The organism is Streptomyces sp. NPDC059373, from assembly GCF_042751495.1.
Lineage (GTDB): Bacteria > Actinomycetota > Actinomycetes > Streptomycetales > Streptomycetaceae > Actinacidiphila.
The window spans coordinates 620840-646494 of the sequence record NZ_JBHYXC010000002.1; the positions used below are offsets into that span (position 1 = coordinate 620840).

Sequence of the window (25655 nt, forward strand, 5' to 3'; positions counted from 1 at the left end):
CCGTCGAGCTCAGCCCGGCCATGTGCCGGTCAGGCTCCGGGTGGCGGCGGCGCCGCCGCGGTCGACGGTGGCCTTGACGGTGGCGAAGACGGCTCCGAAGAGCAGACCGAGCGGCCTGTAGGCGACTTTCACCGTGTTCACGGGGATCACCCCCGGATACCGCGCACGGCCAGGAACACCAGGAGTGCACCCGTCGCACCGGCGGCGGCCAGGAACCAGGTGCGGTTGCGGAGCACGGTGTCCCGGACGGGGGCGGTCTTCTCACTCACCTGGTGCTTGGCGGCGCCGCCTTCGTGGACGGGGGCTTTGACGTCGGCCTTGGCCGCCAGGGCCTCGACCGTCTCGCCGAGTTGCTCGCGGGTGGCTTCGGCTCGCTCGCGCAGCTCCTGCGTGGTGGGGGCCGGCCCGGATTCCTTGCGGCTGTCGGTCACCGTGAAGGCGCCGCTCAATCCTGCGGAGATCACGGGAGATCACGGGAGATCACGGGAGATCGGCGGAGATCACATACGGGCGGGATATCCGAGCAGTGCCGCCGCCGTCTCGAGCGGGTTGAGGACCTCGACGGGGGCGGCCGCGGGGGCGGGGCGGCAGGTGAAGCCGAGGCGGGTCAGGGCCCTGGTCACCTCGCCGGCGGAGAAGTCGCGGCGGTCCTGCCTGGTGAGCACTTCCCCGACCTGCATGACGGGGTAGGTACGGCGGCCGATGATCACGGACGCGCCCGTGACGGGTTCGGGCTTGATGCCCTTCATCGACTGCAGCACTTCACTCTTGACCAGGTCGAACGAGAAGTGGGCGATGACGCAGCGCATAGATGCCTCAACAGGGTTCAGGGGAAAACCGGAAAGGGGACGGGCGACTGGCTGATGTGAGGTCCTACGCGGCGCTGCTGAGAGAGGACCGGCGCTGCGGGGCGCCGGTCCGCGCCGAGGACGGGGACGATCCGGGGGTGCGGTGCCCGTGAGCGGGGCGCCCGCGCCGGCCGCGGCCCGAGGAGGCGCCGCGCTCGGCGCGCTCCGCCGCCGGTGCGGTGATGGTGACGGGGACGCCGGAGGGGGCCTGGGCGCCGGTGATCCGGCTCAGTTCGGCCTCGCCGGAGCGGACCTGGTGGGTCTGCGGGGTGATCCCGGCGGTTGCCATCAGGCGGGCCATCTCACGGCGCTGGTTGGGCAGCACCAGGGTGACGACGCTGCCGGACTCACCCGCGCGGGCGGTGCGGCCGCCGCGGTGGAGGTAGCCCTTGTGGTCGCTGGGCGGGTCGACGTTGACGACCAGGTCGAGGTTGTCGACGTGGATGCCGCGCGCCGCGACGTTGGTGGCCACCAGCACCGTGACGTGGCCGGTCTTGAACTGGGCGAGGGTGCGGGTGCGCTGCGGCTGGGACTTTCCGCCGTGCAGCGCGGCCGCCCGTACGCCGCTGTTCAGCAGGTGCTCGGTGAGCCGGTCCACGGCGTACTTGGTGTCCAGGAACATGAGCACCCGGCCGTCGCGGGCCGCGATCTCGGTGGTGGTGGCGTGCTTGTCGGCGCCGTGCACGTGCAGCACGTGGTGCTCCATCGTGGTGACCGCGCCCGCCGAGGGGTCGACCGAGTGGACCACCGGGTCGTGCAGGTAGCGGCGTACCAGGAGGTCGACGTTACGGTCCAGGGTGGCCGAGAACAGCATCCGCTGGCCGTCGGCGCGGACCTGGTCGAGCAGCTCGGTGACCTGGGGCATGAAGCCCATGTCGGCCATCTGGTCGGCCTCGTCCAGGACGGTGATGGCGACCTGGTCCAGGCGGGCGTCGCCGCGCTCGATGAGGTCCTTGAGCCGGCCCGGAGTGGCGACGACGACCTCGGCACCGGCGCGCAGGGCGTTCGCCTGCCGGCCGATCGACATACCGCCGACCACGGTGGCCAGCCGCAGCTTCAGCGACCGGGCGTAGGGGGTGAGCGCGTCGGTGACCTGCTGGGCCAGCTCCCGGGTGGGCACGAGGACCAGGGCCAGCGGCCGGCGGGACTCGGCGCGCTGTCCGGCGGTGCGGACGAGCAGTGCCAGGCCGAAGGCGAGGGTCTTGCCCGATCCGGTGCGGCCGCGGCCGAGTACGTCCCGGCCGGCCAGCGAGTTCGGCAGCGTGGCGGACTGGATCGGGAACGGCTCGTTCATGCCCAGGCTGGTGAGCGTCTTCTGCAGCGGGAGCGGCATGTCCAGCTCGGCGAATGTCGCGGCCGGCGACAGGGCCGGGGTGACGGTGACCGGCAGGGCGAACTCTCCCTGCGGCGCGGTGGGACGACGTCGGTTGCCGCCGGAGCCGCCCGTTCGGGGTCGGGAGTAACGGTCGCTCGTGCGAGTCGTGCGAGTTGTGCGGTTCACGCGGAACCTTCCTCGATGCGACACGTATCGAGGAATTCCCGGCAGCGACGAGCAGCGCAGGGAATCGCAGGAACGAGCCGAAGAAAAGACGAGATCAAAGCCCGGGCCTGCCATGCGAGCGGCCCCAAAAAAACAACGAGCCGGTGTCCGCACCTCGCGGTGCGGACCCAGCTACGTCGTACGGGTCAGCGTCAGGCGGGAACGATGTTCTCGGCCTGCGGGCCCTTCTGGCCCTGCGTGACGTCGAAGTTCACCTTCTGGCCCTCCTGAAGCTCACGGAAGCCGGAGGTGGCGATGTTCGAGTAGTGGGCGAAGACGTCAGCGCCGCCGCCGTCCTGCTCGATGAAGCCAAAGCCCTTTTCCGCGTTGAACCACTTCACGGTGCCACTAGCCATGTCAAATCTCCTTCGGGGCAAAACCCGGGGCCCGCACTGTGCGAACCCCGCATCGCTGTAATGATTGCCCGGTCCGGAACAAAGCACCGGAAATACAAAAGAGCGCCTATCGGCAAATGAAGCCGACAAGAGCACTTGAAGTCTTTGGGAACCACAACTGCAACTGTGATCAACCGTAGCACGGTGCGAGCGGCTGGGCGCGGCAAGTGATATCGCTCCGCCCGTTACGCCATAAACCCTCACCGCGCATTGCGATAATTTCTGCACCGGCGGCAGTAGATATTCGCTCAGCGGAACGTGGTGCTCCGGTTCGCGCCGGTTCGCGCCGGTTCGCTCAGGTCATCAGGAGGCGGCGGCCCCGTCCGGGTCCGCCGCGGGGTGGCGGCGCAGTTCCTCGTTGAGCCGCAGGGCCTCCTCGAGCTGGTCCTCCAGGATGACGATGCGGCAGGCGGCGTCGATCGGCGTACCGCCGTCGACCAGCTCGCGGGCGCGGGCGGCGATGCGCAGTTGGTAGCGGGAGTAGCGGCGGTGGCCGCCCTCGGACCTCAGGGGGGTGATGAGCCGGGCGTCGCCGATGGCGCGGAGAAACCCGGGTGTGGCGCCGATCATCTCGGCGGCGCGGCCCATCGTGTAGGCGGGGTAGTCGTCGTCGTCGAATCGGTCGGTGTGCTGCGGTTGGGTCTCTGGGGGCACTTGCACCTCTTCTTGGTTCTCGGGCTTCTTGGTTCTCGGGCTTCTCGGGACGCGTCGAGGGGCCCTGGCGCCTTACGGCACCAGGGCCCCGAGGGATGTCAACACCATCTGTCGGCGCTGTGCGCCGGCTTTCGTATTCCGCACGTCCGCCGGGGAGGCCGGAGATGCGGGGATCGCGAATGCGTGACCGGGGACCACCTTCCAATCCGGGGGCCTGCGGTACCCGAGCGGACCGAAGCTCTCGCCCGGGCGATCCTGATGGCGTCTACTCCTCTCTTGCTCGTCTTCTTGGGCCGGTACTGCCGGTACTGCTGAACTGCGTGTACTGCTCGGCGGCCCCTGAGGCCGCCCGGCCCGGCAACCAGCCGTGGGACCTTCCTGCACTTCCTGGCCCCATGACTCCGCTGCCGTGCCCGTGTACTGCTCGCGGCAGTTCGTCTCTGCCACGTATTGCTGACTCGCTTGGCTACGAGAAAAACCCTAGCCGGGTGACAACGGCATGTCTACTGCGGCCACGATAGATTTCCCCGGATCGGAGCAGCAGGTTTTCTGCCACGGCTGCAGGGTCACGGGGAGCTCCCGAAGGTGATGCGGTAGCCGCACTCCCCCGCGCAGGTGAAGGTGCTGGTGGCGTCGTCGTCGACGTACGAGTACGCGAACGGCTGGGCCTTCTTGAAGATCGCCGCGTAGTCGACGGGCCACTTCTCCGGCAGGCACTGGTCGCGGGGCGCCCACGTCCCGCGGCAGCAGTACTGGTCGGTGTCGAACACCCCGCAGGGGGACTCGCAGCCGACCGTGCGTCCGCCTGCGCGTACGCGCAGCGCGGTGGGGCAGGGCACCGGCCTGGTGCAGCCCGCCGAGGAGCAGCCGGAGGCGCTGACCGGGTCCTTGGTACGGCCTGCGGCGATGTTGATCCACAGGGGGACGTTGGAGCCGTCGACCATGCTGACGTCGTAGAAGTCGAGCTTCTGCCAGGAGTTGAAGTTGAACTCGGCGAGCGTCGCGGGGATCACGCCGTACTGGCCGCACAGGAAGCGGCCGGCGCAGTCACCGGTCTCGCAGTGCCCCCGGCCGACCGCGTTGAAGACGCAGCCGGTGCGGCCCCAGAAACGGCCGTTCCAGTGGTCGGGGACCTTGATGGTGAGGGTGCGGCCGGGGCGCAGGACCCAGCCGGTGGTCGGCAGCGCGGGCTGCGGGGTCTGCTGGGCGGCGGCGATCCAGAGGGTCTGGCCCAGCGTGTTGACGAAGGTCACCTGGCGGTGGCCGGTGCGCACGGTCCCGGCGGACCGGGTGGCGGTGGCGGCGGGTCGGCGGGCGGTCGCCGTGGCGGCGATGCGGCGGGTGGGACCCGGCGAGGCGGACCGGGGACTCGCCTTCGGGGCGGCGGACGCCGTCGTGCGGACCGACGGCGAAGGACTGACGGGGGCGGCCGACGGCAACGCGTGCGAGACCGTGGTCCGGTGCCCGGGGAGGCCCAGCAGCACCCCGGCGGCGACGGTGACCACAGCCGCCAGCAGCGCCACGCCCCTGGCCCGGCTGCCGCGCCTGTCGCGCCTGTCGTGCTTATCCACCGGACACCCCGAAGGTCACGCGGTAGTCGCAGCCGCCGCGGCAGGACATGGTCGCCGAGTCGTCGAAGGCGTACGAATAGGCGTAGGGCTCGGCCTTCTTGAACACCTGGGTGTAGTCCACCGGCCACCGCGACGGAACGCAGTTCTCGCGCCCCGCCCAGGCGCCGCGGCAGCAGTAGGTGTCCCCGCCGAAGGCCGCGCACGGGTTCTTGCAGGCGACGACCCGACCGCCGGCCTTGGTCTGCATGGCGGACGGGCAGGTGACCGGCTTGGTGCAGCCGGCCGCCGAGCAACCGGCGGCGCTGACCGGGTCCTTGGTGGTGCCGTGGGTGATGTTGATGTACATGGGGAGGTTGGAACCGTCGACCATGCTCACGTCGTAGAAGTCCATGCCGCCCCAGGCGCCGGTGGCGAATTCCGCGAGCGTCGCGGGGGTGGCGCCGCTGCCGGTGCACTGGAAGCCGCCCGCGCAGTCGCCGGTCTGGCAGTGCCCCTGCCCCGCCGCGTCGAAGGAGCAGCCGGTGCGGCCCCAGAAGCGCCCTCCCCAGCCCTCCGGCACGGTGACCGAGACGCTGCCGCCCGGCCGGAGGACCCAACCGGTGGTGGCGAGCGGGTGCTTGTCGCCCTTGGTGGCGGCCAGCCAGACCGTCTGGCCGAGGCGGTTGGCGAAGGCGAACGTACGGGTGCCGGCGGCGGACTTCGTGGCGGTGGCCTTGGGCCGCGTGTTCTTGGAGGCGCTGGGCCTGCTCGGCGCGGCCGAGTGGCTGGGGCTCGCCGACGGGGATGGCGAAGCCTTCGAGGCGGAGGCAGTGGGGGTGGACGGCGTGACCACGGCGTGGTCGGTGGCGGCGCTGATCTGCTGGTCGTTCCCCGCGCCCGGGGAGTGTCCGGAGGACTCGAACCACAGGAGGGCCACCGCTACCGTGAGCACCGTCGCCATGAGCCCGGCCCACCACCTTCGGGCCCGTTGCGTACGGTTGCGCCTTCGTCCCATCGCGGTACCTTTCCACTTCGCCTTCCCGGTCCCTGTCTCGGAGACCGGCGGGAAGCGGGCGGACAACAGAAAATCCCGGGACGTACGCTGATGAATTTCCGTTGTCCGGCCCCGCCCCGCCGGTCTCCGATAACAGAGGCAGAAGACATCCGGAGAGTGGACCATGCGCGGAAACGGTCGGAGCGGTACCGATACCGAGACGGTGGTGGCCGCCCGCGACGGTGACCAGGACGCGTTGGAGGCGCTGGTCGCCGACGCGCTGCCGCTCGTCTACAACATCGTCGGCCGCGCGCTGGGTGCTCACAGCGATGTCGACGACGTCGTCCAGGAGACGCTGCTGCGGGTCGTGCGGAGCCTGTCGGACCTGCGCGATCCCGACGCCTTCCGGTCCTGGCTGGTGGCGATCACCGTACGGCAGGTCCGCAACCGCGATCACTACCGCAGGACCGCCCAGTACAGCACCGCCGACCTGGACACCGCCGACCAGATGCCGGACCCCGCCTCCGACTTCGCCGACCTGACCATCCTGCGTCTCGGCCTGACCGACCAGCGCCGGGAGGTCGCCGAGGCCACCCGCTGGCTCGACGGGGACGACCGGGCGCTGCTGGCCGTGTGGTGGCTCGAGACGACCGGTGAACTGGACCGGGGCGAACTGGCCGCGGGGCTCGGCCTGTCCGGCCGCCATGCCGCGGTGCGGGTGCAGCGCATGAAGGAGCAGATGCAGGTCTTCCGTATGGTCGCGCGAGTGCTCGCCGGGCCCCGCGAGTGCCATGAACTCGACGCCCTGATCCGGGACTGGGACGGCACGCCGAGCCCGTTGTGGCGCAAGCGGTTCGCGCGGCACATACGCGGCTGCGGCACCTGCGGACGGCTCTGCGAGGACCTGCTCCCGATGGACCGGCTGCTGGTCGGCCTGCCCATGCTGCCCGTACCGGTGTCGCTGTCAGGCCTTCACCTCTCCTCGCTCCCCTCAGACGCGGTGAGGGCCGCGGCCCCGCGCACCGCTCCGCACACCCCCCAGCGGAGCGGTGCGCCAAGGGGCGCCCATGCCGCGCGCCGCCTGCTGCCCAAGGGCCCCCTCCTGGGTGCGGCCGCCGTCACCTCCGTGGCGGTCGCCGTCGCCGGCGCCCTGATCGCCGCCCACCTCTCCGGGCAGCCGTCGACCCGTGCCGACGCGGCGGCCTCACCGGTCGTGGCCGCCGCCACGCCCTCGACGGCGTCGCCCACCCCGCGTCGTACGGAATCGGCCACGCCGACCCCCACCGCGAAACCCAAGCCCACCCCCACCCCGAAGGCCAGGGCCAAGCCTGCCGCGCCGACGGCCAAGACGGTCTCCTCCGCCCAAAAGGGCGTGGGGGTATGGAAGTTCACCGGGGTCAACCAGGCGCTGGCCGCCTCAGGGGCGAGCTGGTACTACACCTGGTCCACCCAGCACCCCGGGATCAGCGGCCCCGCCTCGACCGGCTTCGTACCGATGGTGTGGGGCGCCGCCGCCACCGACGCGGCCACCCTGGCCCAGGCCAAGGCACGGGGCCCGTATCTGCTGGGCTTCAACGAGCCCGACATGGCCGCCCAGTCCAACATGACCGTCGATCAGGCGCTCGCCCTGTGGCCCAAGCTGATGGACGCGGGCCGGGTCCTCGGCAGCCCCGCCGTCGCCTATGGCGGCGACACCCCCGGCGGCTGGCTCGACCGCTTCATGTCCGGCGCGAAGTCCCACGGCTACCGCGTCGACTTCATCGCCCTGCACTGGTACGGCGGGGACTTCACCACCTCCGCCGCGGTCAGCCAGCTCAAGGCCTACCTCCAGGCGGTCTACGCCCGCTACCACAAGCCCATCTGGCTCACCGAATACGCCCTCATCGACTTCTCCCAGGGCACCCGCTTCCCGACCCCCCACCAACAGGCCGCCTTCGTCACCGCCTCCACCCGCATGCTCGCCGCCCTGCCCTACCTCCACCGGTACGCCTGGTTCGGGCTCCCCGCCTCGGATTCCGCCCCGAGCAGCGGCCTCTTCCGCAGCGGCCCGGTCGCCACCGAGGCCGGCCGCGCCTTCGAGGCCGCCCGCTGAACACGTAGGAATCCAGCTCAGGGGCGCTCGCTCCTGGCCTGCCATTCACGTGGCGACATCCCGTACGCGGCCCGGAACACCCGGCTGAAGTGCGCGGGGCTGGTGAAGCCCCAGCGGTGGGCGACGGCGGCGACGGCGGGGGTCAGGCGGCCGGGGCGGCTGAGTTCGCGGCGGCATTCCTCGAGGCGGCGGTGCTGGATCCAGCGGCTGACGGTGGTGCCTTCGTACTGGAAGAGCCGGTGGAGGTAGCGGACGGAGATGCGGTGGGCGGCGGCGATGGATTCCGGTGAGAGGCCGGGGTCGGCGAGGTGGCGGGCGATGAAGGCGCGGATCCGCAGGAGCAGGGCGTGGTGGGCGGCGTCGGTGCCGGCGGTGTCGCGGCCCAGGTGCTCGGCGATCAGGGTGGTGAGGAGGTCGACGGCGTTGCGGGCGAGCATCTCGCCGACCTGGGGGCGGCAGGAGGCGGCTCCGGCTGCGAGACCGGCCAGGAAGGGGGCCACCATGGCGGCCGGGCCCTCGTCGCCGCGGAGGGTGATGCCGGTGATCCGGCGCAGGTCGGACTCCCGGAGCCCGAGGACCTGGCGTGGCAGCTGGAAGACCTTCATCTGGAAGCGGTCGGGGAAGCTCAGGGTGTACGGCCGGGTCGTGTCGTAGAGGGCGAAGTCGCCGGGCCGCAGGAAGGCGTCCCGGCCGTCCTGGGTGATCACGGCGGGTCCTCGGCCCTGGAGGCCGATGAGCAGGTACTCGTCGCTGTCCTGGGCGATCAGCCGTGACGTACGGGAGACCCGCTCCGGGTCGGCGTCCACGGTGGAGATCTGCAGGTAGCCGAGACGGTCGGTCCTGACCGCTCCCGAGAAGGGCACGTCCGACGGGTCCCTCGGGGTGGAGACGTCCAGGGGGACGAAGGTCCGCCAGACGGCGTCGTGCCAGTAGGCCCGCCGCTCGCCGGCGGGCACGGAGTCTGTGGAGAGGACAAGGCTCACGGCGCCTCCACCGGAAGACCGACTTGCTCGTCCAATTTAGCCCGGGTCGGCGTTTCCGCGTGGTCACGTGCGCGTATCGAGTTCGCTCTCGGACAAGTGCCGGTGCACCGGCGGTCAAGCCGCGCCCTGCGGGCGGCCCAGGCTTCGAGTCACACACAGCCACGCGAAGGAGCCAGCGCCATGCCGAGAACGGCCCCGCCGGGGCACACCCCGCGTTTCACCGCCTACAGCGCCCGTTTCCCGGAGGGTACGGACGCCTTCGTGTTCGCGCAGTACGGCTGCCAGGCCCCCTCCCGGGTGGAAGCCGAGAAGGCCGCGGCGGCGCTCGCCGGGCTGTTCACCGGGCCGGACGGGCCGGACGGGCCGGACCTGGTCGACCGTGGATCGTTCGTCGACACCGCCGGGGCGCACAACGTGGTGCTGCTGGCGTACTGGTACGACCCGAGCAGGCACCGGCGCTGGCGGGAGTCGGAGGCCGTCCGAGCCGCCTGGGAGCGGCTCCCCGTGCTGGGGCCGGTCGGGCACTGGCGCGAGGAGTCGGTCATCCCCGTCGAGCGGAACGAGACGCTGCACACCCACCGCCGCGAGGACTACGCGACGAGCGGGCTGTCCCAGTCCGGCGCCCTCGAACTCCCCGAGACCCAGGTGCACGACTACTGGGGCGCGGCCCGGGACCGGATCGCGGCGTCGGCCACCGAGGCGCTGGAGCCCGCGATGCCGGTCTTCGAGCCCAGGGATCCCGCCGGCCAGGGGACTCGGGGCCGTCGCGTCAGCGTCGCCGTACCGGGGAACGTCGCGCTGATCCGTACCGCACAGGACTGGTCGGCCGGCCGGCTGTACCGCGAGACGTACCTGGCCGACGTCAAGCCGGTCAAGGACCGGGGTGTCGACTTCCTGGCAGAGAATCCCGGGTCCGGCTGCATCGCCGCCCGCAACCTCGTGGAGGAGTCGGCCGACGGCGCGCCGCTGGACCGCGCGTGCACCATCGCCTGGTTCGCCTCGCTGGAACACCTGATGACCTGGTGCCGGTCGCACCGCACGCACCTGGACATCTACGCCGCCTTCTTCCGGATGGTGGGCGGCGGCGAGGGCCCGCTGGACGTCGCCTTCTGGCACGAGGTCTCCGTACTGCCGAGCGGTTCGGTGACCGCCGAGTACGTCAACTGCGATCCGCGGACCGGCTTCCTGCCGCTGTCCCCAACCACCTGACAACAGAGGAGAGTTGACCATGGTCGAGTACACAGGGGCCTTTAAGGCGGCCGTCGTCCAGGCCGAGCCGGTATGGCTCGACGCCGACGCCACGATCGACAAGAGCATCGGCCTGATCGAGGAGGCCGCCCGCGCGGGGGCGCAGCTCATCGCCTTCCCCGAGACCTTCGTTCCCGGCTATCCGTGGTGGCTGTGGCTGGACTCGCCGGCCGGGGGCATGCAGTTCGTCGGCCGCTACCACGAGAACTCGCTGACCCTGGAGGGCCCGCGCTTCCAGCGGCTGCTCGATGCCGCAGACGCCAACGGCATCGCGGTGGTCGCCGGATTCAGCGAGCGGGCGGGCGGCAGCCTGTACATGGGCCAGGCGGTCATCTCCGCCGACGGCAAGCTCGTCGGAGCCCGCCGCAAGCTCAAGCCCACGCATGTGGAGCGCACCGTGTTCGGGGAGGGTGACGGCTCCGACCTGGTGGTGCACGACACCGCGCTCGGCAGGGTCGGCGCACTGTGCTGCTGGGAGCACCTCCAGCCGCTGACCAAGTACGCCATGTTCAGCCAGCACGAGCAGGTGCACGTGGCCGCCTGGCCCAGCTTCTCCGTCTACAAGGGGGCGGCCTACGCGCTCGGCCCGGAGGTCAACACCGCCGCCTCGCAGATCTACGCCGCCGAGGGCCAGGTCTTCGTACTCGCCCCGTGCGCGGTGGTCGGCGACGCCGCCGTCGAGCTGTTCTGCGACACCCCCGTCAAGCAGCAGCTGCTCCAGCGCGGCGGCGGTTTCGCGCGGATCTACGGCCCCGACGGCCGCCCGCTGGCCGAGCCGCTGCCCGAGGACGCCGAGGGCATCCTGTACGCCGAGATCGACCTGACCGCGATCCCGTTCGCCAAGGCCGCCGCCGACCCGGTCGGGCACTACGCCCGCCCCGACGTCACTCGGCTGCTGCTCAACCGCACCGAACGGCGCCCGGTGGAGTACGCCCCCAGCGCCGCCCCGGCGGACGAGCGCTTCGACGAGGCGGTCGTCATGGAGCCCGAGGCGACACCGGTCGGCTGAGGCCGCGCGCCACGGCGCGGAACTCCAGGGGCGTACGGCCGTCGCGCTTCCGGAAGAACTTGCTGAAGTCGCCCGGCTCACGGAAGCCGAGCCGGCCGGCGATGTCCGCCGCCGTGGCGTCGGTGTGGACGAGGAGACGCTTGGCCTCCAGCACGATGCGGGCGTCGAGGTACTGCTTGGCCGTGGAGCCGGTCGCGGCGAGGGTGGCCCGGGTGAGGGTACGGGGGCTGTAGCCGAGGGCGGCGGCGTAGTCGGCGACCCGGTGGGTGCCGGCGAAGTCCCGCTCGACGGCGGCGTGGAAGCGGCGGAAGGCGTCGTCGCCCAGGGCGGGCGACGGCGCTGCCGCCGGGGCATGGGCGAGCCGGAGCAGCAGGACCGAGAGCAGGAGGCGCAGCGCCTCGATGTGGGCGTCCAGGGGGATGGACGCGAGGTCGGCGTACTCGTGGGTGAGGTGGCGCAGCGCGAGCCGGGTGGCGCGGGCGTGCGGGCCGGCCGGGAGCAGCGGCGACTGGTCGTACGGGGGATCGGCGGCCACGAAGCCGGGCTGCCAGATGACGATGGTGCCGCGGGCCGTGGCCAGGTCGTCGGGGGAGTACTGGTGGACCTGGCCGGGGCGGACCCAGAGCCAGCTGCCGGGGGCCAGAGTGAGGTCCGAGAAGTCCACGGTGTGCGGGAGGGTGCCCGAACCGACGTGGATCAGGTGGTGGAAGCTCGGCCGCTGGGGTGTGGACAGGTCGAGGCCCCGGCGGCGGCCGCGTGCGCGCAGCTCGGCGAAGTCGAGGACGTCCATGCCGATGGGCGCGCCCAGGGACGGGCGGTAGGAGACGTCGGTGATCGAGGCTTGTCCGTTTTTTCCCATACTGAGTCCTCAGCGTACCGCCGGCCCCCGCTGACCCGCTCCTACGGTCGAAGCATGCGACTGATCGTGGGAATGACCGGGGCCACCGGGGCCGTGTTCGGTATCCGGCTGCTGGAGAACCTGGCCGAGCTGCCCGAGGTGGAGACCCATCTCGTCCTGAGCCGCTGGGCCCGGACCACGATCGAGCTGGAGACCGGGCGGGCCGTCCGCGAGGTCGCGGCGCTCGCCGATGTCGTGCACAGCCCCGACGACCAGGGCGCGACCATCGCCTCCGGGTCCTTCCGGACCGACGGCATGGTGATCGTGCCCTGCTCCATGAAGACGCTGGCCGGCATCCGTGCCGGATACGCCGACGGGCTGGTCGGCCGGGCCGCCGACGTGATCCTCAAGGAGCGGCGCCCGCTGGTGCTCGTACCGCGCGAGACGCCGCTGAGCGAGATCCACCTGGAGAACATGCTCGACCTGGCCCGCAAGGGCGTCCGGATGGTCCCGCCCATGCCCGCTTTCTACAACCACCCCGCCTCCGTCGACGACATCGTCGACCACATCACCGCCCGCATCCTCGACCAGTTCGAGCTGCCCGCCCCCGCCGCCAAGCGCTGGGAGGGCATGCGCGCGTCCCGAAGCGCGTCCCGAAGCGCCGCGTCCCGAAGCGCCGCGGCCCGAAACGGAGTACCGACATGGCATACGACGACCTCCGCAGTTTCCTGAACACCCTCGACAAGGAGGGCCAGTTGCTGCGCATCACCGACGAGGTGCTGCCCGAGCCCGACCTCGCCGCCGCCGCCAACGCGGCCGGCCGGATCGGCGAAGGCGCCCCCGCCCTCTACTTCGACAACGTCACCGGCTTCACCGATGCCCGTATCGCCATGAACGTCCACGGCTCGTGGCGCAACCACGCGCTCGCGCTCGGCCTGCCCGCCGCCACCTCGGTCAAGGACCAGGTCGAGGAGTTCGCCCGCCGCTGGGACGCCTTCCCGGTCGCGCCGGAGCGCCGCGAGGACGCGCCCTGGCGCGAGAACACCGTGCAGGGTGCGGACATCGACCTCTTCGAGGTGCTCCCCCTCTTCCGCCTCAACGACGGTGACGGCGGCTTCTACCTGGACAAGGCCGCCGTGGTCTCCCGTGACCCGGAGGACCCGGACCACTTCGGCAAGCAGAACGTCGGTACGTACCGGATCGAGGTCATCGGCCGCGACCGGCTCGCCTTCCAGCCGGTCCCGATGCACGACGTGGCCCAGCACCTGCGCAAGGCGGAGGAGAAGGGCGAGGACCTGCCGATCGCGATCACGCTCGGCAACGACCCGGTGATCACCATCGTGGCCGGCATGCCCATGGGCTACGACCAGTCCGAGTACGAGATGGCCGGCGCCCTGCGCGGCGCGCCCGCGCCCATCGCCACCGCCCCGCTGACCGGTTTCGACGTCCCGTGGGGCTCCGAGGTGGTCATCGAGGGCGTGATCGAGAGCCGCAAGCGCCAGATCGAGGGCCCCTTCGGCGAGTTCACCGGCCACTACTCCGGCGGCCGCCGGATGCCGGTCATCCGCGTCGACCGCGTCTCGTACCGTACGGACCCGGTCTTCGAGTCCCTGTACCTCGGGATGCCCTGGACCGAGGTGGACTACCTGGTCGGGCCGAACACCTGCGTACCGCTGCTCAAGCAACTGCGCGCCGAGTTCCCCGAGGTGCAGGCGGTCAACGCGATGTACACGCACGGCCTGGCGGTGATCATCTCCACGAAGAAGCGGTACGGCGGTTTCGCCAAGGCTGTCGGCATGCGCGCGATGACGACGCCGCACGGCCTCGGATACGTCGCCCAGGTGATCCTCGTCGACGAGGACATCGACCCCTTCAACCTGCCGCAGGTGATGTGGGCGATGTCGTCCAAGGTCAACCCCAAGGACGACGTCGTGATCATCCCGAACCTGTCCGTCCTGGAGCTGGCGCCCGCCGCGTCCCCGGCCGGCATCACCAGCAAGATGATCATCGACGCCACCACCCCCGTCTCCCCCGACGACCGCGGCAACTTCAGCACCCCGGCCAAGGACCTCCCCGAGACCAAGGAGTGGATCGGCCGCCTCCAGTCCCTGATCGCCGCCCGCTGAGAACCCATCCGGAGATACGGAGCCACCCCATGAACTCCCCCACGAACTCCCCCCTGATCTGCCCCCGTTGCGCCCACGAAACCGTCGGGACCGTCACCACCTCCCCCGTGCCGGGCGTGTGGGACGTCCTCCAGTGCGCCCGTTGCCTCTACATGTGGCGCACCACCGAGCCCGCCCGCCGCACCGACCGGGAGTCGTACCCCGCCGAGTTCCGCATGACCCGGGCCGACATCGACAACGCCCCCGAGGTCCCCGCGATCCCGCCGCTGCTGAGGGGCAACTGACGCCGCGAATCCGGCCAAAGCCGCTGAGAGTGGCTTGTCCGTGTGCTGACAGCGACTGTCCATTCCGTCATACGGACAGTCCTTGACGGCCCCGTCCGGCTCTTGAACGATCGCCGCATGAAGTCCGGCGTGTTTCTGACCTGCCGCCTGCACGTCGATCTGCGACGCCAGGCGAGCGACATGTGTGCGCACTGAGTCTTCCATTTCCCCTTCGCCCTGTGGTGTCCTCTGAGGCTTGATCCGCGAGATCCGTGTACCGCGATCGCCCACAGGTCCGCCGTACGCGCCAACTCCCGACGACGACGAGACCGCGAGGATTCCGGTGATCAGATTCGAGGGCGCTGCCAAGCGCCACCCAGACGGCACCGTCGCCGTCGAGGGGCTTGACCTGGACGTACCGGCCGGGCGGACGACCGTGCTGGTCGGGCCGTCCGGCTGCGGCAAGACGACGATCCTGCGCATGGTGAACCGGATGGTCACGCCGACGGCCGGCCGGGTGCTGCTGGACGGCGCCGACGTGGCGGGGCTGGACGCGGCGAAGTTGCGGCGGGGGATCGGGTATGTGATCCAGCAGGCGGGGCTGTTTCCGCAGCGGCGGGTGCTGGACAACATAGCCACCGTCCCGTACCTGCTCGGGTGGGACCGCAAGCGGGCCCGGGCGAGGGCCGCGGAGATGCTCGAACTGGTCGGGCTGCCACCGGAGACGGGACGGCGGTATCCGTTCCAGCTCTCGGGCGGTCAGCAGCAACGGGTCGGAGTGGCCAGGGCGCTGGCGGCCGATCCGCCGGTGCTGCTGATGGACGAGCCCTTCAGCGCGGTCGACCCGGTGGTGAGGGCGGGGCTGCAGGAGGAACTGCTGCGGTTGCAGGCCGAGTTGCACAAGACGGTGCTCTTCGTCACGCACGACATCGACGAGGCGGTACGGCTCGGCGACCAGGTCGTGGTGTTGCGCGACCACGGACACATAGCCCAACTCGCCGACCCGCACACCCTGTTGACCAGCCCGGCGGACGAGGACGTGTCCGCCTTCCTCGGCCCCGGACGCGGCCTGCGCGGGCTGGGGCTGGTGCCCGCGACCGGGGTCGGGCTCGACGGCCTCGCTGGTGCCGACGGCTGGGAGCTGGCCCTGGACGCGGCGGGCCGCCCGACCGGATGGACCGGCCCGGACGGCCAACTGCAGGGCCCCGCCCCGGTCTTCGTACCGGCCCGGGACAGCCTGCATGCCGCGCTGGACGCCGCCGTGCTCTCCCCGAGCGGCCTGGCCGTCGCCGTGGACGCGGATACCGGCCGGGCCGTGGGCACGGTCAGCCGGGCGGGAGTCCTCGCCGCGCTCGCCGCCGGCGCGTCGGCCGATACGCCGGCCGGTACGGCGAAGGTGCCGGGCGGGCGGCAGGCGTGACGGACGAACCTCTGGTCCGGTGGGGCTGGATCGGCAGCCACCTCGGGTATCTGCGCGACCTCACCCTCGACCACGCGGTGATCGCCCTCGTCCCGGTGCTGATCGCCCTGGTGATCGCGGTGCCGCTGGGGCTGCTCTGCACGCGCTACCCGAGGCTCTACCAACCGGTCGCCCTCGTCTTCAACGTGGTGTACGCGCTGCCCGGCGTCGCGGTGTTCGTGGTGCTGATCCCGTACACCGGCCTGGCCACCCGCACCACGGTCATGATCCCGCTCACCTGCTACGCGCTGGCGGTCCTGGTGCCGGCCACGGTGGACGGGCTGCGCGCGGTCCCCGAGGCGCTGCGGCAGTCGGCGACCGCGATGGGGTACGGCCCCTGGCGCAGGCTGGCCGCGGTGGAGCTGCCCGCCGCCGTCTCGTACGTGGTCGCCGGGCTGCGGGTGGCGGCGGTGTCGAGCATCTCGCTGGCGGCGGTCGGCGCGCTGATCGGGCGGGGCGGCCTCGGCTACCTCTTCATCGACGGCTTCCAGCGCACCTTCCCGACCCCGATCGTGGCCGGCATCGTGCTGGTCGCCGCGCTGGCCCTGGTCACCGATCTGGCCCTCGTCCTCGCCCTGCGCCTGCTCGCGCCCTGGGCCGCGCACGAGCGCCGGGCCACCCGCCGGCAACGAGGAGCGGCCCAGTGAACTGGCTCGACTGGATCAGTACGTTCGTCAACGACCCCGCCCACCGCAGCGGCCCCGACGCGATCGTCCACCGGGTCGGCGAGCATCTGGCCTTCACCGGCGAAGCGCTGTTGTGGGCAAGCCTGTTGGCGATCCCGGCCGGGCTGCTGATCGGCTACACCGGGCGCGGCGCCTTCGCCGTGACCGCGCTGGCCGGCACCGCCCGCGCCCTGCCCACCCTCGGCCTGGTCACGCTCGCCGTGCTGCTGGCCAAGATCAGCGACCTGACGGTCCTCATCCCGCTGGTCGCCCTCGCCGCGCCGTCCCTGCTGGTGGCCGCCGCCGAGGGGGTCCGCGGCACCGATCCGCAGGTCCGGGACGCCGCCCTGGGCACTGGCCTGACGCACCGTCAAGTCCTGTTCAGGGTCTGCCTCCCGGCCGCCCTCCCGACCCTGCTGGCCGGCCTGCGCACGGCGACCGTCCAGGTGATCGCGACGGCCACGGTCGCCGCGTACGTCGGTCTCGGCGGCCTCGGCCGCTATGTGATCGACGGCCTCGCCACGAAGAACTACCCGACCACGGTGGGCGGCGCCTTGCTGGTCGTCCTGCTCGCCGTGGGCGCCCAACTGCTGTTCGCCCCGCTGATCCGTTACTCGCTGCCGCCAGGTGCGCGCGCGCAACGCCGATCCCTCACCCCGAAGGAATCCCTGTGACGAAGAACCTGCTCGCCAGACCGTCCGCGGCCGTCACGCTGGCCACCCTCCTCCTGGGCGCGACCGCGTGCGGCGGCTCCGGCAGCGATCCGCTCGCGGACAGTACGAAATCCTCCGGAGGCGGCGGGACCGTGACGGTCGGCTCGGCGAACTTCCCCGAGAACGTGCTGCTCGCCTCGATCTACTCGCAGGCGCTCCAGGCCAAGGGCATCAAGGTCAAGGAGAAGTTCAACATCGGCAGCCGCGAGGTGATCTACGGACAGGTCAAGAGCGGCAATCTGACCGTACTGCCCGAGTACAACGGCTCCCTCCTGACCTACCTGAAGGCCAAGGCCGCGTCGAGCGACGAGGCGGCGGTGAACGCGGCCCTCCTCAAGGCGCTGCCCTCCTCGCTCACCCTCCTGGACTCCTCGGCGGCCGAGGACAAGGACTCGCTCACCGTCAGCAAGGCGACCGCCGACAAGTACAGCCTGAAGAGCATCCCCGACCTCAAGGACCACGCGGCCGACTTCGTGGCCGGCGGCCCGCCGGAGTTCAAGACGCGCGAAGAGCAGCCCTTCAAGGATGTCTACGGGCTGACCTTCAAGGAGTGGAAGGCCACCTCGGACGCCACCGCCAACGCCCTCAAGGACGGCACCGTCCAGGTCGGCGACATCTACACCACCGACCCGCGGATCATCTCCCTGAACCTGGTCTCCCTCGATGACCCGAAGCATCTCTTCGACGTCCAGAACGTGACCCCGCTGGTCCACAAGGGCGACCTCAGCGACAAGGGCGTCGCCGCGCTCAACGCCGTATCGGCCAAACTGGACACCGCCGGGCTGGTCAAGCTGATGAAGCGGGTCGGCACGGACAAGGAGGACCCGGCGGTCGTGGCGAAGGACTGGCTGTCCTCCAACGGCCTGGTCTGACCACCCTCGTACGGAGGAGTTCCGGTGAGCGTCGCCGCCTTTCCCCTCGGAGCGGCGACGACGCTCGCCGAACTCACCCGTGACCCGCACCCCCGGCTGGCCCGGCTGCGTACGCACGAACCCGTCTCCTGGCTTCCCGAGCTGGGCGGCTGGCTGGTCACCCGGCGCGATCTGGCGCTGGAGGTGATGCGCGACCCCGAGGCCTTCACGGTGGACGACCCCCGGTTCTCCACCGCGCAGGTCGTCGGCCCCAGCATGCTCTCCCTGGACGGCGCCGAACACGCCCGCCACCGCGCGCCGTTCACCGCCCCCTTCCGGCCCCGGGACGTGCACACCGGCTTCTCCGCCTTCATCGAGCAGGAGGCCGACCGCCTGCTCGCGCCCCTGGAGGCGGCCGGCGCCGCCGAACTGCGCCGGGACTTCGCCGGCCCGCTCGCCGCCGCCGTCATGGCGGAGGCCCTCGGCATCGAGGGGACCGCCAAGGACCTGCTCGCCTGGTACGACGCCATCGTCCGGGCGGTCTCCGAGGTCACCGAGGGACGCGACCCGGGGCCGGCCGGTGCCCAGGCGTACGCGGAGCTGAAGACGGCGGTGGCGCGGACCGTCGCCGGCGGCCCTTCGCTGCTCTCCGAGGCGGCCGGCTCGGGCTCCCTCACCCCGGCCGAGGTGGCGTCCAACGCGGCGGTGCTGATGTTCGGCGGCCTGGAGACCACCGAGGCGATGATCACCAACGCCCTGTTGCACCTCCTCGCCCACCCGGACCAACTCGCCCTCGTACGCGCCGATCCCGGGCTGCTCGACGCCGCGATCGAGGAGTCCCTGCGCCTCGAACCCGGCGCGGCCGTCGTCGACCGCTACGCCACCCGCGACCTCACCCTCGGCCCGGCCGCCACCGTGCGGGCCGGCGACCTCGTCACCGTCTCCCTGGCCGGCGCCAACCGCGACCCCGCCGTCTTCCCCGACCCCGACCGCTTCGACGTACGCCGCCACAACGCCCGCCTCCACCTGGCCTTCGCCCACGGCCCCCACTACTGCGTCGCCGCCCACCTCGCCCGCCTGGAAACCCGCGTCGCCCTCCACCGCCTCCTCCTCCGCCCCCTCCCCGGCCCCCACCTCGACCCTGCCCACCCCACCGCCCCCGAGGGCCTGGTCTTCCGCAAGCCGCTGTCCCTCCGTGTGCGCTGGGGGACCGCACGGTGACCGGGTCCCCGGGGGTGTCGTGGGGTGAGGCCGCGCGGATGCTGGCGCGCTGCTGGGCGGTCCTCGGCCTGATGTGCGCGGTGCTGAGTGTGGTGGGCGAGTCGACGTCTCTGCTGTTCGCGCCGGTCGTGATGATGCTGACCCAGTGGGCCGTGACCCGGCACCGGCACTGGGTGGCGGGGGGCACGGCGACGGTCGTGGGGATCATTGTCGGCGGAACTGCGGTCGACGGTCTGCGGCCGCATCTGGACCGGCTGGTGGCGGACACGCTGTCGACGGCGGCGGCCGTGCTGTTCTCCCTGGTCGCGTTCACGCTCGCCTCGCGGACGAGGGGCCGGGTGCGAGTGCTGTAAGGGGATCGGCCGCTGGTCGGAGTAGCGTTAAGGTCTGAGTTTCGGGGTCGGACTGATGACGAGGGGGCGGCCGGGGATGGCGCCGGACGAGACCGTGGTCGGCTGCACCGGGGTGGTGATCGTCGGGACCCGCGGATCTGCCGGTCCCGGTGAGATCCTGGTGAGTATCCGGGGCGGTTCGGAGGCGTTTCTGGCCTGGTCGGAGCGGCCCCTGCCGAAGGGGGCGCCGGTGTTGGTGGTCGAGTCCCGTGGCGAGCGCCAGGTCGATGTCATCGAGTGGGCAGATCCGTTGGACGCGTTGGCCGGCCTTGCCGGCGACGCCGGTTGAGGAGACTGAGGATGTTCGGTTACCGCGTTCCCGCGCCTGACGAGGCGATGCTGATTTCGGGAGGCAGGCGTGGACTGGGGGGTGCGCCGTTCCGCGTGGTGACGGGCCACGGGAAGTTCGTCCTGCCGATATTCCGCAAGACCCGCTTCCTGACCCTCGCGATGTGCGAGGCGGAGGTCGCGGAGACCTGCGTGACCAGGCAGGGCATCGTGCTGACGGTGCGCGCGGTGATCGCGTTCAAGGTGGGCAACGACACCGAGAGCATCGTCAACGCCGGCCAGCGCTTCCTGTCCGACCAGGACCAGATGGCGGTGCTGACCGGGCGGATCTTCGCGGGGCACCTGCGCTCGATCATCGGCTCGATGACGGTCGAGGAGATCGTCACCGAACGGCAGAAGCTCGCCACCGAGGTGCTGGAGACGTCGAAGACCGAGATGGCGAAGATCGGCCTGATCGTGGACTCGCTCCAGATCCAGTCGATCGACGACGGGGAGACCGGCTACATCGCCGCGATGGCCGCTCCGCACAAGGCGGCCATCCAGCGGCAGGCCCAGATCGCGCAGGCGCAGGCGACCCAGCTGTCGGTCGAGGCGGAGCAGGTGGCGGCGCGGAACCAGGCGGAGTACGCGCGGCAGACCGCGGTGGTCAGGGCGGAGTACTCGGCGGAGGTGGAACGGGCGCAGGCGAAGGCCGCGCAGGCCGGGCCGCTGGCGCAGGCGCACGCCCAGCAGGAGGTGCTGGCGGCGCAGACGGAGCTGGCCCAGCGGGCGGCTGAGCTGCGCCAGCAGCAACTGGTGGCCGAGATCGTGAAGCCCGCGCAGGCGGAGGCGGAGCGGATCAGGGTGCTGGCCCTGGCCGACGCCGAGCGGATGAAGATCCAGGCCGAGGCAGCCGCTTCGTACGACCGGGTGGCGCTGGACCGGATGCTGATCGACCAGCTCCCGCTGATCGTCAAGGAGGCGGCGGGCGGCCTCGCGGGCGCCAACGTCAACGTACTCAACGGCGCCGACGGGCTGGGCGAGATCGCGGCGGGCCTGGTCGGCCAGGGCCTGACGATCCTGGACTCGGTCAGGCAGAACCTGGGATCGCCGCAGAGCCGTGCCGCCGAGAAGGACGGCGGGCCGAACGGCCGTCCGTCCACCGGACAGATCGAGATCCAGTAGCACCCTCCGGAAGCGGGTTTACGCAAGGCCTCGGCCGCTGAATCGGCCGGGGCCTTCGTGTTGTTCTGCCCCGGAATCGTCGCCCGGCCCGTAAAACTCCCGCCCAAGGCGAGGCAAAGGTCTTGGGCCGTGGCTGTCCGCCCGGATGGGGCTCGGATACGTTCTGGCCATCGCTTGGCTCCGTCACAGCGGATCCATAGATCCACGGGTCTACGCGTGTCACTTGGCATGTCATGCCCATGACATTCGCCATTCATGTTCAACCGAGGAACCGCGCCCGCACCCGCCGAGAACCCCCACTTCCGGCTCTGGCACCGCGACCCGGCCACACCCCGGCCGCCGCGCTGCCGGCCTCGATCAGACGGAGGCGCAACCATGCGTCGTGAACGCATCCGAACGCCCAGACCCAGCCTGCGCAAGGCCCTCACCGCCGCCCTGCCCGCACTCGCGCTGGCGGTCGCCGGGCTGCTGGCCGCCCCGCCCGCCGGTGCGCAGCCGGTGAGCCCGGCCGCCGCCACGACCAGCCACGCCGCGGTCGCCGCCCAGAACGCGAAGGCCCTCACCGCACCGCAGCGCCAAGTCGTGCACTCCACGGGCAAGGCCGGCCAGAAGGTGCCGACCAAGAGCCTGTGCGGTACGACACCCGCCGCCGGCCACGCAGCCTGTTTCGCCCAGCGGCGTACCGACATCGCGCAGAAGCTCGCCGCCGCGATATCCCCTGACGCCACGCCGTCCGGCCTCAGCCCGACCAACCTGCACAGCGCCTACAACCTGCCCTCGACCGGCGGTTCGGGCCTGACCGTGGCGGTCGTCGACGCGTACAACGACCCCAACGCCGCGTCCGACCTGGCCACCTACCGCTCGCAGTACGGCCTGTCGGCCTGCACGGTCGCCAGCGGCTGCTTCAAGCAGGTCAGCCAGACCGGCTCCACCACCTCGCTGCCGACCAACGACACCGGCTGGGCCGGCGAGGAAGCGCTCGACATCGACATGGTCAGCGCCATCTGCCCCAACTGCAACATCATCCTGGTCGAGGCCAGCTCGGCCACCGACTCCGACCTCGGCACCGCCGAGAACGAGGCCGTGGCGCTCGGCGCGAAGTTCGTCTCCAACAGCTGGGGCGGCTCCGAGTCCTCCTCCCAGACCAGTGAGGACACCTCGTACTTCAAGCACCCGGGCGTCGCGATCACCGTCTCCTCCGGTGACTCCGCCTACGGTGCCGAGTACCCGGCGACCTCCCAGTACGTCACCGCCGTCGGCGGCACCGCGCTGAGCACCTCCTCCAGCACCCGCGGCTGGACCGAGTCCGTCTGGAAGACCAGCAGCACCGAGGGCACCGGCTCCGGCTGCTCCTCGTACGACGCCAAGCCGAGCTGGCAGACCGACACGGGCTGCACCAAGCGCATGGAGGCGGACGTCTCCGCCGTCGCCGACCCGGCGACCGGTGTCGCGGTCTACGACACCTACGGCGGCTCCGGCTGGGCGGTCTACGGCGGCACCAGCGCTTCCTCGCCCATCATCGCGGGCGTCTACGCGCTGGCCGGCACCCCGGGCACCAGCGACTACCCGGCGAAGTACCCCTACTCGCACACTTCGAACCTGTACGACGTCACCAGCGGCAACAACGGCAGCTGCTCCACGTCCTACTTCTGCACCGCCGGCACCGGCTACGACGGCCCGACCGGCTGGGGCACCCCCAACGGCACCGCCGCCTTCACCTCCGGCACCAGCACCGGCAACACGGTGACCGTCACCAACCCGGGCAGCCAGTCCACCGCCACCGGCAGCGCGGTCAGCCTCCAGATCTCGGCCAGCGACAGCGCGAGCGCCACGCTCACGTACAGCGCGTCCGGCCTGCCCACCGGGCTGTCGATCAGCAGCTCCACCGGCCTGATCAGCGGCACCGCGAGCACGGCGGGTACGTACAGCACCACCGTCACCGCCACCGACAGCACGGGCGCCACCGGCTCGGCCTCCTTCACCTGGACGGTCAGCACGTCCGGCGGGGGCACCTGCACCTCGGCCCAGCTGCTGGGCAACGCGGGCTTCGAGTCCGGCAACACCACCTGGACCGCGAGCAGTGGCGTCATCACCAACTCCACCAGTGAGGCGGCCCACGGCGGCTCGTACAAGGCCTGGCTGGACGGCTACGGGTCGACGCACACCGACACGCTGTCCCAGTCGGTGACGATTCCCAGTGGTTGCAAGGCCTCGCTGACCTTCTACCTCCACATCGACACCGCCGAGACCACCACCAGCACCGCCTACGACAAGCTCACCGTCACGGCCGGCTCCACGACCCTGGCGACCTACTCCAACCTCAACAAGGCCACCGGCTACGTCCTCAAGACCTTCGACGTCTCCTCGCTGGCCGGCACCACCGCCACCATCAAGTTCAGCGGAGTCGAGGACTCCTCGCTCCAGACCAGCTTCGTCATCGACGACACGGCCCTGACGACCAGCTGACGCACCACCCCACGCGGGCCCCGGCCGTCTCCCCACGGCCGGGGCCCTCGCATGTGGATCCTGATGCGGGTGTGGCACGTCAAACCGGAAAGGAGGCTCACCCATGCGCCGTACGACCCCCCACTCGACCCCCCACCTCACCATCCGCGGAGTACCGCTCGCCGCCCTGGCGGCGTCCGTGCTCCTGCTGGCCGGCTGCGGCTCACAGACCGTCGGCTCCTCCTCGGGCGCCGCTCCCTCACCGCCGGCCTCGCCCTCGGCCGCACCGTCCGCCACGACGAGCGGCGGCGGATGCTCGGCCGAAGTGACCCTCACCGCCAAGGACAACGGCCGTACGGTGTGCGTGACCTCGGGCGGAACGATTCGGCTGACCCTGGACGGCACCACCTCACGCCCCTGGACGGCCGTCGCGGCAACCGGCAGCGCGCTCGAGGCCACCAACGCCGGCATCACCGTCGCGCCCGGCGACGCCGCCTCGGCCTTCCACGCGGTGGCCACCGGCAAGGCCCAGCTCAGCTCCACCCGGCCGCTGTGCGCCCAGGCGCCGGGCAAGATGTCCTGCAAGGGCCTCCAGCTGTGGACCGCCCATGTGACCGTTGCCGCAAGTTGATGCGACGACGGACCACCGGCGGGATGACCCGCCGGTGGTCCGGTCGTCTGCGCGTCTGCGCGTCGTCGCGCCTACGGCGCCTTCGGCAGGCTGTAGACGTGGCCGGGCGTCACGATGCGGGTGATGGCCTGGGCGAAGAGCGTGCTCGGCTCGTAACCCTGGTACGACGTGTCGGAGTTGGAGAGCACCACCAGGCTCGCCTTGGTCTGCGGCAGGTAGACGACCGCGGCCTGGTAGCCGGGCAGCGAGCCGTTGTGGCCGATCCAGCCGTGGTTGTCGAAGATGCCGAGGCCGTAGCCGGTGCCGGGGAAGCCGGTCGGCAGGAAGCGGAGGCGCTGAGCCTGCGTCTTGGCCGACAGCAGGCTGCCGGTGGCCAGGGTGCGAGCCCAGGAGTGGAGGTCGTTGAGGTCCGAGATGATCGCACCGGCCGCCCAGCCCCAGGAGGGGTCCCAGTTGGTGGCGTCGGCGGTCTTCCCGTTCAGCGTCTGGTTGGTGTACCCGTGGGCGTGCGGGGAGGGGAACTCGGCGCCCTTCGGGAAGACGGTGTGCTTCAGATGGGCGGGCTCGAAGACCTCACGCCGCAGGAAGTCACGCAGCGACTGCCCGCTCACCTTCTCGATCGCCAGACCGAGCAGGATGGTGTTGGTGTTGGAGTAGTCGAACTTCGTCCCCGGCTTGAACTTCGCGGGGTGCTTGAACGCGTAGCTCAACAACTGCCGCGGGGTCCAGGGCTTGCGGGGGTTGCTCATGAGGGCCTTGTCGAAGCCCGGGTCCTCCGAGTACGAGAACAGCCCGCTGCGCATCTCGGCCAGCTGCCGCAGGGAGATCTTGGAGCCGCCGGGCACCCCGGAGACGTACCGCGAGATCGGGTCGTCGAGCTTGATCTTGCCCAGGTCCACCAGGCGCAGCAGGCCGGTGATGGTGAAGGTCTTGGTATCGCTTCCGATCCGCATGTTGAGCCGGGGCGACATACGGGCGTGGGTGCGCTTGTCGGCGACGCCGAAGGAGCGGACGTACTGGCCCTTCCCCGGAATCCAGAGCCCGACGGTGACCCCGGGCACGCCGGCCCGGCGCATCACATCGGTGATCGCCTTGTCGAGCTTCTTGCTGACGGAGGGGTCCAGCTGTCGGTGTGCGGCGGTGGGCGCCGCTGCCACGGGGGCGGCGAGCGCTATGGACAGTGAGGTGGCGGCCAGTGCCGCGGCGATCCTGCGCTTCATGTCTGGAACGTAGGTCGGGCGGATCACCGCGGCGACCGGTCAGCCCCTGCTTGCGGCCATCCGTGT

At 71.2% G+C, this 25655-nt stretch carries 27 protein-coding genes; 16 read left to right on the forward strand and 11 right to left on the reverse strand.

Annotation, left to right across the window (positions count from 1 at the left end):
- Nucleotides 1-9: 9 nt before the first annotated feature.
- The 8 genes from ACFXJ5_RS07135 to ACFXJ5_RS07170 form a co-directional block, all read right to left on the reverse strand.
- Nucleotides 10-141, reverse strand: a complete 132-nt coding sequence (locus ACFXJ5_RS07135) for a hypothetical protein (RefSeq protein ID WP_384627973.1) — start codon at nt 139-141, stop codon at nt 10-12.
- A gap of 5 nt (nt 142-146) precedes the next feature.
- Complete coding sequence (locus ACFXJ5_RS07140) at nt 147-464, reverse strand: DUF3618 domain-containing protein (protein ID WP_384627976.1); 318 nt, start codon at nt 462-464, stop codon at nt 147-149.
- Nucleotides 465-500: 36 nt separating this feature from the next.
- Entirely contained in the window at nt 501-809 is a 309-nt protein-coding gene (locus ACFXJ5_RS07145) for an SCO5918 family protein (RefSeq protein ID WP_384627978.1), read from the reverse strand.
- A 64-nt stretch (nt 810-873) separates the two neighbouring features.
- Nucleotides 874-2349: a DEAD/DEAH box helicase gene (locus tag ACFXJ5_RS07150; RefSeq protein WP_384627981.1), complete on the reverse strand. Its 1476-nt coding sequence runs from the start codon at nt 2347-2349 to the stop codon at nt 874-876.
- Nucleotides 2350-2540: 191 nt separating this feature from the next.
- The gene (locus ACFXJ5_RS07155; RefSeq protein ID WP_010985872.1) at nt 2541-2744 is read right to left on the reverse strand and encodes a cold-shock protein; all 204 of its coding nucleotides are present in this window, start codon (nt 2742-2744) and stop codon (nt 2541-2543) included.
- A 342-nt stretch (nt 2745-3086) separates the two neighbouring features.
- Nucleotides 3087-3437, reverse strand: coding sequence for a MerR family transcriptional regulator (locus ACFXJ5_RS07160; protein ID WP_384627984.1), 351 nt, complete (start codon nt 3435-3437; stop codon nt 3087-3089).
- 566 nt (nt 3438-4003) lie between these two features.
- Nucleotides 4004-5008, reverse strand: coding sequence for a thaumatin family protein (locus ACFXJ5_RS07165; protein ID WP_384627986.1), 1005 nt, complete (start codon nt 5006-5008; stop codon nt 4004-4006).
- Nucleotides 5001-5948 (reverse strand): thaumatin family protein, encoded by a 948-nt coding sequence (locus ACFXJ5_RS07170; RefSeq protein WP_384627989.1) that lies wholly within the window; start codon nt 5946-5948, stop codon nt 5001-5003. The genes ACFXJ5_RS07165 and ACFXJ5_RS07170 overlap by 8 nt, the downstream gene beginning before the upstream one ends.
- 217 nt (nt 5949-6165) lie before the next feature.
- On the opposite strand from ACFXJ5_RS07170, the gene ACFXJ5_RS07175 reads away from it, so the two are divergent.
- Nucleotides 6166-8073, forward strand: coding sequence for a sigma-70 family RNA polymerase sigma factor (locus ACFXJ5_RS07175; protein ID WP_384627993.1), 1908 nt, complete (start codon nt 6166-6168; stop codon nt 8071-8073).
- Nucleotides 8074-8090: 17 nt separating this feature from the next.
- On the opposite strand, the gene ACFXJ5_RS07180 is transcribed toward ACFXJ5_RS07175, so the two are convergent.
- On the reverse strand, nt 8091-9056 hold the full coding sequence (locus ACFXJ5_RS07180) for an AraC-like ligand-binding domain-containing protein (protein ID WP_384627996.1): 966 nt from the start codon (nt 9054-9056) through the stop codon (nt 8091-8093).
- A gap of 180 nt (nt 9057-9236) precedes the next feature.
- Between ACFXJ5_RS07180 and ACFXJ5_RS07185 the strand changes: the two genes are divergently transcribed.
- Together ACFXJ5_RS07185 and ACFXJ5_RS07190 are read left to right on the forward strand one after the other, a co-directional pair.
- On the forward strand, nt 9237-10265 hold the full coding sequence (locus tag ACFXJ5_RS07185; protein WP_384627999.1) for a phenylacetaldoxime dehydratase family protein: 1029 nt from the start codon (nt 9237-9239) through the stop codon (nt 10263-10265).
- Nucleotides 10266-10284: 19 nt separating this feature from the next.
- A complete protein-coding gene (locus ACFXJ5_RS07190; protein ID WP_384628002.1) occupies nt 10285-11313 on the forward strand; it encodes a carbon-nitrogen hydrolase family protein in 1029 nt (342 codons plus the stop codon).
- Here ACFXJ5_RS07190 and ACFXJ5_RS07195 read toward each other — a convergent pair.
- Complete coding sequence (locus ACFXJ5_RS07195) at nt 11282-12172, reverse strand: helix-turn-helix domain-containing protein (protein ID WP_384628005.1); 891 nt, start codon at nt 12170-12172, stop codon at nt 11282-11284. The two genes, ACFXJ5_RS07190 and ACFXJ5_RS07195, sit on opposite strands and share 32 nt — an antisense overlap.
- A 54-nt stretch (nt 12173-12226) precedes the next feature.
- Between ACFXJ5_RS07195 and ACFXJ5_RS07200 the strand changes: the two genes are divergently transcribed.
- The 13 genes from ACFXJ5_RS07200 to ACFXJ5_RS07260 all read left to right on the forward strand — a co-directional run bounded on the left by ACFXJ5_RS07200 (nt 12227) and on the right by ACFXJ5_RS07260 (nt 24369).
- On the forward strand, nt 12227-12883 hold the full coding sequence (locus ACFXJ5_RS07200) for a non-oxidative hydroxyarylic acid decarboxylases subunit B (protein WP_384628008.1): 657 nt from the start codon (nt 12227-12229) through the stop codon (nt 12881-12883).
- Entirely contained in the window at nt 12853-14277 is a 1425-nt protein-coding gene (locus ACFXJ5_RS07205; RefSeq protein WP_384628011.1) for a non-oxidative hydroxyarylic acid decarboxylases subunit C, read from the forward strand. Before ACFXJ5_RS07200 ends, ACFXJ5_RS07205 begins: the two co-directional genes overlap by 31 nt.
- Nucleotides 14278-14306: 29 nt before the next feature.
- Nucleotides 14307-14561 (forward strand): non-oxidative hydroxyarylic acid decarboxylases subunit D, encoded by a 255-nt coding sequence (locus tag ACFXJ5_RS07210; protein ID WP_459253981.1) that lies wholly within the window; start codon nt 14307-14309, stop codon nt 14559-14561.
- Between the two features lie 322 nt (nt 14562-14883).
- Nucleotides 14884-15960, forward strand: a complete 1077-nt coding sequence (locus tag ACFXJ5_RS07215) for an ABC transporter ATP-binding protein (RefSeq protein WP_384628014.1) — start codon at nt 14884-14886, stop codon at nt 15958-15960.
- Nucleotides 15957-16646 carry an ABC transporter permease gene (locus ACFXJ5_RS07220; protein ID WP_384628017.1) on the forward strand — a complete coding sequence of 230 codons (690 nt, stop codon included), beginning with the start codon at nt 15957-15959 and terminating at the stop codon, nt 16644-16646. Before ACFXJ5_RS07215 ends, ACFXJ5_RS07220 begins: the two co-directional genes overlap by 4 nt.
- Nucleotides 16643-17338, forward strand: coding sequence for an ABC transporter permease (locus ACFXJ5_RS07225; RefSeq protein WP_384628020.1), 696 nt, complete (start codon nt 16643-16645; stop codon nt 17336-17338). Before ACFXJ5_RS07220 ends, ACFXJ5_RS07225 begins: the two co-directional genes overlap by 4 nt.
- Entirely contained in the window at nt 17335-18249 is a 915-nt protein-coding gene (locus ACFXJ5_RS07230; protein WP_384628023.1) for an ABC transporter substrate-binding protein, read from the forward strand. Before ACFXJ5_RS07225 ends, ACFXJ5_RS07230 begins: the two co-directional genes overlap by 4 nt.
- Before the next feature lie 24 nt (nt 18250-18273).
- Nucleotides 18274-19449, forward strand: a complete 1176-nt coding sequence (locus ACFXJ5_RS07235; protein ID WP_384628026.1) for a cytochrome P450 — start codon at nt 18274-18276, stop codon at nt 19447-19449.
- A complete protein-coding gene (locus ACFXJ5_RS07240; RefSeq protein WP_384628028.1) occupies nt 19446-19802 on the forward strand; it encodes a hypothetical protein in 357 nt (118 codons plus the stop codon). The genes ACFXJ5_RS07235 and ACFXJ5_RS07240 overlap by 4 nt, the downstream gene beginning before the upstream one ends.
- A gap of 76 nt (nt 19803-19878) precedes the next feature.
- On the forward strand, nt 19879-20130 hold the full coding sequence (locus tag ACFXJ5_RS07245; RefSeq protein WP_384628031.1) for a hypothetical protein: 252 nt from the start codon (nt 19879-19881) through the stop codon (nt 20128-20130).
- Between the two features lie 11 nt (nt 20131-20141).
- Complete coding sequence (locus ACFXJ5_RS07250; protein ID WP_384628034.1) at nt 20142-21293, forward strand: SPFH domain-containing protein; 1152 nt, start codon at nt 20142-20144, stop codon at nt 21291-21293.
- Between the two features lie 375 nt (nt 21294-21668).
- A complete protein-coding gene (locus ACFXJ5_RS07255) occupies nt 21669-23759 on the forward strand; it encodes a putative Ig domain-containing protein (RefSeq protein ID WP_384628036.1) in 2091 nt (696 codons plus the stop codon).
- Nucleotides 23760-23862: 103 nt separating this feature from the next.
- Nucleotides 23863-24369, forward strand: a complete 507-nt coding sequence (locus ACFXJ5_RS07260) for a hypothetical protein (protein ID WP_384628039.1) — start codon at nt 23863-23865, stop codon at nt 24367-24369.
- Nucleotides 24370-24440: 71 nt separating this feature from the next.
- Here ACFXJ5_RS07260 and ACFXJ5_RS07265 read toward each other — a convergent pair whose 3' ends face one another.
- A complete protein-coding gene (locus ACFXJ5_RS07265) occupies nt 24441-25589 on the reverse strand; it encodes a serine hydrolase domain-containing protein (RefSeq protein ID WP_384628041.1) in 1149 nt (382 codons plus the stop codon).
- Between the last annotated feature and the right edge of the window lie 66 nt (nt 25590-25655).